The organism is Protofrankia sp. Cj3, assembly GCF_917627355.1.
In the GTDB taxonomy this organism is placed as follows: domain Bacteria; phylum Actinomycetota; class Actinomycetes; order Frankiales; family Frankiaceae; genus Protofrankia.
This window is the reverse complement of sequence record NZ_CAKJTR010000056.1, coordinates 17,579-28,689: the sequence shown is the minus strand read 5'-3', so window position 1 is coordinate 28,689 and position 11,111 is coordinate 17,579. Positions and strand designations below refer to the sequence as shown.

9 protein-coding genes are annotated in these 11,111 nt (G+C 67.7%); 4 read left to right on the top strand and 5 right to left on the bottom strand.

Annotated elements, in window-relative coordinates; translation table 11 throughout:
• Positions 1–10 precede the first annotated feature (10 nt).
• Positions 11–268, bottom strand: coding sequence for a hypothetical protein (locus tag MJ783_RS10140; RefSeq protein WP_239310138.1), 258 nt, complete (start codon positions 266–268; stop codon positions 11–13).
• 284 nt (positions 269–552) lie between these two features.
• On the opposite strand from MJ783_RS10140, the gene MJ783_RS10135 reads away from it, so the two are divergent.
• Positions 553–1,941: a spermidine/putrescine ABC transporter substrate-binding protein gene (locus MJ783_RS10135; protein ID WP_239310132.1), complete on the top strand. Its 1,389-nt coding sequence runs from the start codon at positions 553–555 to the stop codon at positions 1,939–1,941.
• A gap of 31 nt (positions 1,942–1,972) precedes the next feature.
• Here the strand turns inward: MJ783_RS10135 and MJ783_RS10130 are convergent, their stop codons facing one another.
• Complete coding sequence (locus MJ783_RS10130) at positions 1,973–3,250, bottom strand: aspartate aminotransferase family protein (protein ID WP_239310131.1); 1,278 nt, start codon at positions 3,248–3,250, stop codon at positions 1,973–1,975.
• Positions 3,251–3,351: 101 nt separating this feature from the next.
• Positions 3,352–3,843 (bottom strand): Lrp/AsnC family transcriptional regulator, encoded by a 492-nt coding sequence (locus tag MJ783_RS10125; protein ID WP_239310130.1) that lies wholly within the window; start codon positions 3,841–3,843, stop codon positions 3,352–3,354.
• 187 nt (positions 3,844–4,030) lie between these two features.
• Between MJ783_RS10125 and MJ783_RS10120 the strand changes: the two genes are divergently transcribed.
• The 3 genes from MJ783_RS10120 to MJ783_RS10110 all read left to right on the top strand — a co-directional run bounded on the left by MJ783_RS10120 (position 4,031) and on the right by MJ783_RS10110 (position 8,489).
• Positions 4,031–5,461 (top strand): aspartate aminotransferase family protein, encoded by a 1,431-nt coding sequence (locus MJ783_RS10120; RefSeq protein ID WP_239310129.1) that lies wholly within the window; start codon positions 4,031–4,033, stop codon positions 5,459–5,461.
• A 74-nt stretch (positions 5,462–5,535) separates the two neighbouring features.
• Positions 5,536–6,966 (top strand): gamma-aminobutyraldehyde dehydrogenase, encoded by a 1,431-nt coding sequence (locus tag MJ783_RS10115; RefSeq protein WP_239310128.1) that lies wholly within the window; start codon positions 5,536–5,538, stop codon positions 6,964–6,966.
• Positions 6,967–7,331: 365 nt separating this feature from the next.
• Positions 7,332–8,489 carry an alpha/beta fold hydrolase gene (locus MJ783_RS10110; RefSeq protein WP_239310127.1) on the top strand — a complete coding sequence of 386 codons (1,158 nt, stop codon included), beginning with the start codon at positions 7,332–7,334 and terminating at the stop codon, positions 8,487–8,489.
• A 904-nt stretch (positions 8,490–9,393) separates the two neighbouring features.
• On the opposite strand, the gene MJ783_RS10105 is transcribed toward MJ783_RS10110, so the two are convergent.
• Together MJ783_RS10105 and hisN are read right to left on the bottom strand one after the other, a co-directional pair.
• Positions 9,394–10,170, bottom strand: a complete 777-nt coding sequence (locus MJ783_RS10105) for a glycerophosphodiester phosphodiesterase (protein ID WP_239310126.1) — start codon at positions 10,168–10,170, stop codon at positions 9,394–9,396.
• The gene (gene hisN / locus MJ783_RS10100) at positions 10,167–10,985 is read right to left on the bottom strand and encodes a histidinol-phosphatase (RefSeq protein ID WP_239310137.1); all 819 of its coding nucleotides are present in this window, start codon (positions 10,983–10,985) and stop codon (positions 10,167–10,169) included. The genes MJ783_RS10105 and hisN overlap by 4 nt, the downstream gene beginning before the upstream one ends.
• Positions 10,986–11,111: the final 126 nt, after the last annotated feature.

Genomic DNA, 11,111 nt, shown 5'->3' with positions numbered 1-11,111 from the left:
CGGGCTCAGCTCAGGGCCGAGGGGGGTGCCACGGGCTCGCCGGACGCAGCAGGTCGGCTGATCGCAGCAGTACGTCGGCGAGGGCGCGAGCTTCTTCAGGCGTCAGGTACGCGGCGGACATCGTGTCGAGCATGGGCGTGTCCAGCCGCAGCAGGACCACCGCGGCCTGCCCCGAGGCCGCGGGTGGTTCCGGCCGGACGGTGATCTCAGCCTGGCCGATCCGGGTAGTGAGGACGCCATCATGTGGATCGTGGCGCACCAGGGTCATGGTCATCCACTCCTCCCGAACCGAGTTGGTCTTGGCCGACGCACTTGTTGGACTCCCGTTGGCCGGTCGGGGTTGTCCTGGCTCGGCGTCCAGAACGCGACCGGTCCAGCGGCATCCTCGCGATCCCGTTGGACTCCCGCTGTCGTTCCGGTGACATCCGGCAACACTGTGGTCCCGATAGTGACGATACGGACACGCAGTTGAATGTCGGCGAAGGGAGTTCTGATTTTTTGTGCCACCGGTAGTTCGACTGTCAAGCAACAGTTCGCAAAAGGATGGCTGCGATGTCAACGATGTCCGAACGGCCCGCCGTCGACGTGCTTGGAAATCATCGGAATGATCCAAATAATTCATGTCACCCGGCTCTGCTGCGCGGCCTGACCAGGCCACGGATGGCGATGCGACAGCCGGCAGCGCCGCGGTCTGGGCCTGCGGGTGCCCAGGCCGCCCTTGGACGGCGGGAGCTCCTCCGGCTGGCCGGCATATTGACGGGCGGCGGCGTCCTGCTGGCCGCGTGCGGATCGCAACAGGCGGCTCCGCCACCGGCGCCGACGGGGCCGAGCCCCCTGCCCGAACGCTCCGTCACCGACTATTGGGCCGGCCGGAGCAGGGCGGGCCATCTGGACTTCGCGAACTGGCCGCTGTACATCGACACGTTCCCCGGCCAGAAGAACGGCCACCCGACGCTTGATCTGTTCACCCGGACAACCGGAATCACGGTTTCCTACCGTGAGGTCATCGACAACGACGAGTCGTTCTACGCGGGCATCCAGTCGTTACTCGAGGCGGGGCGTCCGATCGGCCACGATCTGATGGTCATCACCAACGGCCAGGTGCTCGCGGAGCTCATCCGGCTGAACTACCTGGCGCCGCTGGACAGGAACCGGCTGCCCACCTTCTACGCCAACGCCGACGAGACCGTCGTGAGCCCGTCCTATGACCGGGACAACACGTTCACGGTTGCCTGGCAGTCGGGAATCACGGGGATCGCCTACGACCTGAACCGCACCGGCCGTGAGATCAGGAGTTTCAACGATCTGTTCGACCCGGCCTTTGCGGGCCGGGTCGGGATGTTCGGAGATGTTCGGGATCTCCCGAACTTCACTCTGGTGGGGCTGGGCATCATGCCGGAGACCTCCACTCCGGCGGACTGGCACAAAGCCGCCGATGCCCTGCGCAGACAGCGTGCCGATCATATCGTCCGCAACTACTACCAGCAGGACTACATCGAGCCACTCAAGAAAGGGGAGGTGTGGTTGTCCATGGCATGGTCGGGTGATATTTTCCAGGCCAATTCCGAAGGGGCGGACCTGCGGTTCGTCGTTCCGGAGGAGGGCGGGATTCTGTGGACGGACAGCATGTGCATCCCGGTCACCGCGCCCCATCCGGTGGATGCGATCACTTTTATGGACTTCGCCTACCAGCCCGACGTCGCCGCGAAGCTCGCCGAGGGGATCAACTACATCACGCCCGTCCCCTTCGCGCGTGACCGGATCCTGCGAGACGCGGTCGCGGCCAGCGGCGACCAGCGGACCCAGCTGACCGCCACGGCCAACAGCTCGCTGGTTTTTCCCACGCGTTCAGACCTTGCCCGGCTGCGCCGTTACCGCGTTCTGGACAGGGCCGAGGCCGCCGAGTGGAATGCGCTGTTCCAGCCGATCTACCAAACCTGACCAGCCGCCGGCCACTCAACGCTGTGCGGGCTCACTGGCCCGACAGGGCCGCGGCGAGGGCGGCCGAGAGCAGGTCCACGTCGGCGAGGTCGATGACCAGCGGGGGGCAGAAGGCCAGTGTGGAGGTGCCGAGCGGCCGGACGATGACACCATGGGCGAGCATCCGGTCGCGGATCTCGGTGGCGGTCGGGCCGTCGGGCAGATCCACCGCCCACATCGCGCCGTGGCCGCGGACGTCGCTGAGACCGTGCGTGCTCGCTACCGCCCGCAGCCCGGCCGCGAGGCGCTCGCCGATCACGGATGCCCGGCCTGGCAGGTCCTCGGTCTCGAGGACGGCGATGTTGGCCAGCGCGGCGGCGCACGCCGCCGGATGCCCGGAATAGGTGCCGCCGTGGCGCAGTACGACGTCCGGGCGGCGCAGCGGCTCGTGCGCCGCGGGGCCGATGAGTACGCCACCAAGGGGCTGATAGCCGCTGGTCGCGGCCTTCGCGAACGTGACGAGGTCAGGCCGGACGCCGAAGTGCTGAGCACCGAACCAGCCGCCCAGCCGGCCGAAACCGGTGATCACTTCATCCATGATCAGGAAGGCGCCGTGGGCGTCGCAGAGATCCCGCAGGCCCGTGAGGTAGCCGGGGCGGGGCGGATACACGCCGCCGGCCCCGATCACGGGCTCGGCGATGACCGCGGCCACCCGGCCGGGCTTGCTCGCCATGACGTCGGCCACCGCGTCGAGGTCGTCCTTGCCCACGTGGACGATGTTGCCGACACCGGGACCGAAGCCGGCCTGGTTCGCGGGAAGCCCGGTCAGGCTCATGCCGCCGTAGGTCACGCCGTGGTAGCTCGGCGATCGGCTGATGATGATCGTTCGTTCCGGCTCGCCGGTGACGGCGTGCGCCAGGCGGGCGATCTTCATGGCGGTGTCCACCGCTTCCGATCCGCCACAGGTCAGGAACACCCGGGCAGCGGGCATGGGCGCCAGCTCGGCGAGCCGCTCGGCGAGCGCTTCCGCCGGCGGGTTGCTGAAGCGTTCGAACAGGTGGAAGGCGTCCAGCGTGCGCAGCTGCGCCGTCACGGCTTCGATGATCTCTGTGCGGCCGTGCCCGGCCGCGCAGTACCACAGGCCCGCCAGGGCATCGACGTAGCGCCGGCCGGAGTCGTCCACGACGTGCGCGCCCCTGCCGGAGACGATCCGGATGAACGAGTCCTGGGCTGCCGCCGGGCGGGCAAAGGGGTGCAGGAGCGGGTACGGCGCCGTGGTCGGATCGGTACCAGCGGCGGAGCCACCGGTCCTTGACGGCGTGATGTGCACGGTGATCGGGCTCCTTTCCTGGATGGTCCACGCTATGCGGTATCTGTCCCCGCGGCGCGTCCATCCCCGCGTTGAGTCGTGTCCGTGCGTAACCGTTCGGATCAGCGCGCGCCCCAGGTGTAGGTCTGCTTCACCAAGCGCAGGTACACGAACGTCTCGGTCTCCCGTACCTGCGGCAGCGCGCGGATGCTGTCGTTGATCAATGACAGCAGGTGCTCATCATCCTCGGCGACGATCTCCAGCAGGAGATCGAACGATCCAGCGGTGAGCACCACGTAATCGACCTCCGGCAGCGCCGCGATGATGTCGGCCACCTCCCGGGCGTCGCCCGACACCTTGACGCCGATCATGGCTTCACGCCGGAAGCCCACCCGCAGCGGGTCGGTCACCGCGACGATCTGCATGATCCCGGAGTCGAGCAGCCGCTGGACCCGCTGGCGGACCGCGGCCTCGGACAGGCCCACGGCCGTGGCCATGGCCGCATAGGAGCGCCTGCCATCCTCCTGGAGCTGTTCGATGATTGCTTTGTTGATGTCGTCGAGGAGGGGTTCCGGCGCGGCCCTCGCGACGCTCGGCTTACGTTCCTGGGACAAAGTCTTCCTTATCGGGTCCTGAACGGCAGGAGCGGATCTCGGGTGGTGGCAGTCGCACGGTTGCGCGAAGCGGAACACGCGGTGCGGGCCCGGCATTTTCCCCGCTCGAGTGTTCCGTGGATTCCCTTGTCGGTGGCCGGGGCGGGCTACGCTTTCCGTACCTGGCTACCGGAAGGGGAGCGGGAACATGGGCGGGACGATATCCGAGTCGAGGGCATACGCGGCGCCCGCCGGCATCGCCGAGCGCGCTGCTGCCCTCACCCGGCAGGAGGAGCGCCGGCTGGCCGAACGCACCCCGGGCTCCCGGGCGATGCACGACCGGGCGCTGCGGTCGATGACCGGTGGGGTGCCGTCGTCCTACCAGGCCCGCGACCCCTGGCCGATCTACCTGACGCACGGGCGGGGCTCGCTGGTGTGGGACGTCGACGGAACCGAGTATTCCGACTTCCACAATGGTTTCGGCTCGATGGTGCAGGGGCATGCGCACCCGGCCATTGTTCGCGCGGTGCGTGAGCGGATAGGCCTGGGCAGCCACTTCGCGATGCCGACCGAGGATTCGGTGATCGTTAGTGAGGAACTGGTCCGTCGCTTCGGGCTGCCGCAGTGGCGCTATGTCAACTCGGGGTCGGAAGCGACCATGGATGCGATCCGAATCGCCCGGGCGGTGACCGGACGCGAGACGATCGTCAAGATTTTCGGTTCCTACCACGGTCATCATGACTACGTGATGGTCTCGATCGGGACCCCCTACGAGGACATCGGCCCCGTCGATCACATGGCGTCGCTTGCCTACGGCGAGGGCATTCCATCGACAGTGATCGATCTGACTGTGCCGGTGCCGTTCAACGACGCCCCGGCCATGGAGCGGCGGATTGAGGCGTTGGTGGCCGAGGGGCGTCCGCCAGCCTGTGTGATCATGGAACCGGCCATGATGAACCTCGGCGTGGTCCTGCCCGAGCCCGGCTATCTGGAGGCTGTCCGGAGCATCACTCGCCGGCACGGCGTGATATTGATTTTCGATGAGGTCAAGACCGGTCTGTGCGTGGCGGCCGGGGGCGCCACCGAACGCTTCGGCGTGCTGCCGGATATGATCACGCTGGCCAAGGCGCTCGGCGGCGGGCTGCCGTCCGGGGCCATCGGCGCCACGGCGGACATCATGGCGGCCGTTGCCTGCGGCCGGGTCAAACAGGTGGGGACGTTCAACGGCAACCCACTGGTCATGGCCGCTGCCCGGGCCAGCCTGCTGGAGGTCCTCACCCCGGAGGCGTATGCCCATCTCGATCGGCTGGGCGACCGGCTCATCGCCGGCTGCGATGACATTCTCCGGCGCCACGAGCTGCCTGGCTACACGGTCGGCATCGGCTCCAAGGGGTGTGTGCACTTCGCCGATGCCCCGATCCGCGACTACACGTCCTTCATGGCGCTCCAGAATCCGGCTCTGCCGGAGCTCGCCTGGCTCTACAACGCCAATCGGGGCGTCCTGATGGCTCCGGGCCGGGAGGAGGAGTGGACGCTGTCGGTGCAGCACTCCGACGCCGATGTTGACCGCTACCTCGACTCCTTCGCGGCGTTGGCCCGTGACCTCGCCGGCACCACCGGCGGCGGACAGCCAGGTTAGCCGGATGAGCCAGGTTGGCCAAGTTAGCTGGATTAGCCGGATTCGCCAGGTAAGGGGCGTGATGCGGAGTGCGTATGGATAAGATCCTCACGAATTTCATCGGCGGTGCCAGCGTCGCGGCCATGGACGGGCGGACGACGCCCGTGGTGAACCCGTCCACGGCAGCGGTCTTCGCCGAGGCACCGGTATCCGGCGCGGTTGATGTGGACGCGGCGGTGCGGGCCGCGTCGGACGCCTTCGAATCCTGGCGCGCCACCACACCGGGTGAGCGGGCCAGAGCCCTGCTCACACTCGCTGACGCCATCGAGGAACGCGCGGACGACCTCGTCCGGGCGGAGTGCGAGAACACCGGGAAGCCGATCGCGCTCACCCTGGCCGAGGAGATTCCGCCCGCCGCGGATCAGATCCGCTTTTTCGCCGGTGCGGCCCGGTTGCTCGAGGGACGGTCGGCGGGTGAGTACATGACCGGGTACACAAGTTTTACGCGGCGCGAGCCGGTGGGCGTGTGCGCGCAGGTGACCCCGTGGAACTACCCGCTGATGATGGCGGTGTGGAAGCTCGCGCCGGCGATCGCCGCGGGCAACACCGTGGTGCTCAAGCCGTCGGAGACGACCCCGGTCAGCACCTTGCTGCTCGCCGAGATCGCGGCCGAGTTCCTGCCCGCGGGCGTCCTCAATGTGGTGTGCGGTGATCGGGACACCGGCCGAGCCCTGATCGCTCACCCGCTGCCGGCGATGGCGTCGGTCACCGGCAGTGTCCGGGCCGGCATGGAGGTTGCCCAGGCGGCGGCCGGCACCCTCAAGCGGGTCCATCTGGAACTGGGCGGCAAGGCACCGGTGATCGTTTTTGACGACGTCGATGTCGCCGCGGCCGCGGCGGGGATCGCGGGCGCCGCCTACTTCAATGCCGGGCAGGACTGCACCGCCGCCACCAGGATTCTAACCGCGCCGGGCGTCCATGATGATCTCGTCGCGGCCCTGACCGAACAGGCACGAGCGACCAGAACCGGCGGCCCGGACGAGCCGAGCGCAGCCTACGGCCCGTTGAACAACGTCGGTCAGCTCGGCCGCGTGCAGGCAATGGTGGATCGCGCGCCGAGGCATGCCGAGGTGCTCACCGGCGGGGCGCCGTTGAACCGCTCCGGGTTCTTCTACCCGGCGACGGTTATCGCGGGCCTGCGCCAGGATGACGAGCTGATCCAGCAAGAGATCTTCGGGCCGGTTGTGACGGTCCAGCGGTTCGGTTCTGAGGACGAGGCCGTGGCCTGGGCAAACGGAGTCGAATACGGGCTCGCGGCCAGCGTGTGGACACGTGATCACTCCCGGGCGATGCGGGTTGCCCGCCGGCTGGACTTCGGCTGCGTGTGGATCAATACCCACCTCCCGCTGGTTGCCGAGATGCCGCACGGAGGCTTCAAGAAGAGCGGATACGGGAAGGATCTGTCAGTCTACGGCCTCGAGGATTACACCCGGATCAAGCACGTGATGAGCAACATCGAGTTTTGAGCGGCCACGAACGACCGGTGACAACGCGGCGAGGTACGTGCCCCAGCCTCGCGCCGCCATGTCCCTGTTACCGGTCGCGCTATGGCGTGTTTCGGAAGTCGTCGTTCGGCCAGGGGCCGCCTGGACGCGGCGGGCCGGACAGCTGGCTTCCGGAACACGTCCTCAAGGCGGTGGGAGGGTGATCCCCGCGTTGTCGAGGTGCACAGGGTGCCAACCAGCCGAAGCCGGCGCGATGCTGGTCCCGTCGCGCCCGCCGGAGGCGCTGTGGGACCAATAGGCCGAAGACGGGTTTTCCGGACCTGGTTGGTGGCTTTACTGTCTGGTTTGCCCGCCAGCCGGCCTGGACGAGTAGGCGGAGGGCGGCTATGCGCGAAACTCGTATCCGCGTTGCGGGTGACCTGGCACGTGTGCCCACGGATCGTCCAGATGACCTTACCGGCACCGCGACCGGCGCGGAAACGGAGCGGGCACGCCCACCCGGCTCCTCCCGCTATGTCATACGGTATGTAACCGTGCACGGATATCGTCGGGCTTACATCCGTGCCGGGCACGGACCGGCGTTGTTGCTCATCCACGGGATCGGGGACAGTTCGCAGACCTGGGCGGACCTCATTCCGTTGCTTGCCCGCGGCCGAACGGTGATCGCGCCGGATCTTCTCGGGCACGGCCGGTCGGACAAGCCCCGGGGCGACTATTCCATTGGTGGATACGCCTGCGGAATGCGTGACCTGTTGACGGTACTCGGCATCGACCGGGTGACGGTGGTCGGCCACTCCCTGGGCGGCGGGGTGGCCATGCAGTTCGCCTATCAGTTTCCCGAACGGTGCGAGCGGGTGGTGCTGGTAGCCACCGGGGGAGTGCGTTCCGACATCCATCCGCTGCTGCGGGCCGCGGCGATTCCAGGTTCAGGAGCGGTGCTCTCACTGCTTACCACGGCATCCCTGCGCCATATCGGTTGGGCGGTGACGCGGGCGTTGCGCTGGCTGCACACCGATCTGGGGCGCGATGTCGACGACCTCATGCGCACCTTGGAAGATCTGCATGTGGACACCGCTCGAGCGGCATTCCTCCGGACGTTGCGGACCGCCGTGGACGGCCATGGCCAGGCAATCACGATGTTGGACCGCTGTTACCTCGCGGCCGGAATGCCTTCTCTGATCATTTGGGGTGGGCATGACGCGGTGATCCCGCCTGAACATGCGCGGATCCTGCACGCGGCGATGCCCGGCAGCCGCTTGGAGATCTTCGCGGACGCCGGGCATTTCCCGCATCGCAGTAACCCGGAGCGCTTTCGGACGGTGCTGGAGGAGTTTTTGTCCTCGACTCGCCCGGCAACGTACTCGGCTCGCCAGTGGCGGGATCTGATGCGTTCCAGCGGGTGTCGCCCGCAGCAGCCGCCGGGCCGAAGCCGGAGCCGGCGGATGAGAGCGGCCACCGGTGAGGAAAGCGCGTTGGCCGCGGCTTCGAGCACGCCGCTCGGCACCCGTCACGGGGAAGGGCCGGTCCCGCGTGGGCCGAGGTGAACAAGACACGGCGGAAAGTGAGGATTCGCCACCGGCGAGCGTACGGAAGCCGGCGAGCCGGGATCCACCGATCGTGGGCAGTATCTTCGGCGCGGCCTCGTCCGGGGTGCCCAGCCAGGGTTCCGTAGGTCCGCGGAGCTGTGGGAAGAGCCATGACCGTGCGTCCATTGGCCCGGGAGGTTCATACTGGCTGGGAGCCATGGAACGTTCTCCGGAGCGAACAACCGCGGATCGGTTCGTGACCCGTACGCCGCTGACCGCACATGATACCCGCTTCATCCCGCTCAACCGGCTACCGCGCCGGATCGTCGAGACAGATGCCACTTCTTTGTTCCAACCCGCTATCGCATTGGGACACCGCGGCCCGCTATCGTGGACTTCGTCGGGCGCGGTCATGCCAATATGGCCTATCCTCGCTGTAGTAACTGAAGTCAGAGATATATCGGAGGTCGACCGTTGGCACGTCGTGCGCGTCTGAGCTGGCCGGAAGAGCGTCGCCAGGCAGGTGAGGTCGTCGTTCGCCGGGTTGACCCCGGCCGTGGCTGGACCCTTGAGCAGGCTCGTGACCTGGTACGGCAGGGTTACTCTGTCGAACATGTAGCGGAACGGACGGGATTTCCGGCGCAGATGCTGAAAGTGGCTGCCGAGGAGTGAACGTTTCGACGAAGCGGCGCCAGTCATGAAATATGCACTCTCGGCTATGCGAATGTGGTCGGCTCGGACTCATTCACCCGCGGTGAACCAGGGTGGTGAACCAGGCCTGGCCGAGGTCACGCCAATGCGTCGAGCTGGTCACTCTGCGCAGTGCGGGGGATTGTGCTGGCGGTTGTGTTCGGATTTTATTGAGTGATTGGATTTTGCGCCGACTATTTCCTGTCGGCGATGATCGGGCGTTGTTTTTTGGTCACTGCACGTGACGTGTACGCGCGATTGTTGCTTCGTCGTTGGTGGCGCGTACAAGCCGGCCGAGGTGGTCGGAGTAGACACCGTCCACGCCGAATCCCAGCAGGCGGTTCAGGGCTCGGGACGACTGGGCATGCCAGCCGAACGCAAGAAGCCCGTGAGCGTGCACCAACGGCACCATCGCGGCGGACCAGTCGTTGGCACGCAGGTTCAGCACGGTGGCTCCGGCGGCGGCCGCACGTCGCGCGTACGCCTCCAGGCCTCCGCCGATCGCCCGGTGGGAGCGGATCTCCCGGCTGGCTGCGGAGTTCACGAATTTCACCGTGTCATCCAGCGCCTCCAGGCTGATGATCGACTGCCAGGAGCGGATCGCGTCAAGATCCCCACACAGCCACAGGCGGTCCGCCGCACCAGCCGCGCGGGCGGTTTCGACCACCGCGCGCACGGCGTGGCGCGCGGTGGCGGGTGGGTCCTTCAGGTCCAGGCTGAGCTCGAAGGCGTTGCCACAGGCGGCGTAGAGGCCGGCCAGGCGTGGAAGCCACCCCGGGAGCGCCGCGGCCGGTGTCTCGCTGAGCCGGCGGCGCCGGCCCGGCGGTCCGAGCACGCCATCATGGTGCAGTACCGCCACGCCGTCCGCCGTGAGCCACACATCCGATTCCAGCCCACCGGCACCGCCCGCCAACGCCCGCTGGAAGGCCGCTACGGTGTTCTCCCGCTGGAACAGCGCGGGCGAGCCCCGATGGGCAAAGCCGATCGGACGGCGCGCGGTACGGGTCACCGCACGGAAGGCTGGTTCAGGATATCCAGCGCCCGGGCATGCAGCCGGCTGTTGGTTGTCAGAACCGAGCCACCGGCCGGCCCAGGGCGTCCGGTGAGATCCGTGAAGGTGCCCCCGGCCTCCTCGATGATCACCTGGAGGGCGGCCATGTCCCACAGCGAGACATCGGGCTCGCAGGCAAGGTCGACAGCTCCCTCGGCGACCATCATGTGCGACCAGAAGTCACCGAAGGCCCGGGTCCGCCACACCGCGGCCACGAGATCGAGGAAGGGCTCCAGCCGACCGGCCGCCGACCAGTTCTCGATGGAGGCGAACGACAGGTAGGCGTCGGCAAGGTCTGTCACCGCTGACACGGCCAGTGAACGGATCTCGCCGGCCACCGTCCGGGTGTGAGCCCCGTGACCGCGTGCCGCCCACCAGCGCCGGCCCATTGCGGGCGCGCTGGCCACACCGACGACGACCGTACCGTCGATCTCGAGAGCGAGCAGCGTCCCCCACACCGGCACCCCGCGGACAAAGTTCTTGGTACCGTCCACCGGGTCGACCACCCAACGGCGCCGGGCCTCACCGACCAGCCCCTGTTCCTCGCCCAGGACCGCGTCGCCGGGCCGGACCCGCGCCAGCCGGGCCCGGATCATCGCCTCCACCGCGGTGTCGGCGTCGGTCACGGGAGTGGCGTCGGGCTTTGCCTCGACCAGCAGGTCAACAGCTTGAAAACGGGCCATCGTGATGGCGTCGGCGGCATCCGCCAGGGCCAGGGCCAGGGCCAGATCATCGGTGACCGGGTGGTCGTCGGCAGCCGGGTTCGCCGGGATTTCGACGTTACTAGCCGGTAGGCCGCTGGGGCGGGGATCCGGATCTGTCTGTGCGGCACGGGTCACGCGGCGAGCGTACCGGGGCGCCGGCCGGTAATGACGGATATCCCCACCGAGTTCGGGCCT

What these genes read in the sequence shown, in the direction of transcription:
- MJ783_RS10140 (WP_239310138.1), bottom strand. Translation starts at nt 268, where the DNA reads ATGACCCTGGTGCGCCACGATCCACATGATGGCGTCCTCACTACCCGG.
- MJ783_RS10135 (WP_239310132.1), top strand. Translation starts at nt 553, where the DNA reads ATGTCAACGATGTCCGAACGGCCCGCCGTCGACGTGCTTGGAAATCAT.
- MJ783_RS10120 (WP_239310129.1), top strand. Translation starts at nt 4,031, where the DNA reads ATGGGCGGGACGATATCCGAGTCGAGGGCATACGCGGCGCCCGCCGGC.
- MJ783_RS10115 (WP_239310128.1), top strand. Translation starts at nt 5,536, where the DNA reads ATGGATAAGATCCTCACGAATTTCATCGGCGGTGCCAGCGTCGCGGCC.
- MJ783_RS10110 (WP_239310127.1), top strand. Translation starts at nt 7,332, where the DNA reads ATGCGCGAAACTCGTATCCGCGTTGCGGGTGACCTGGCACGTGTGCCC.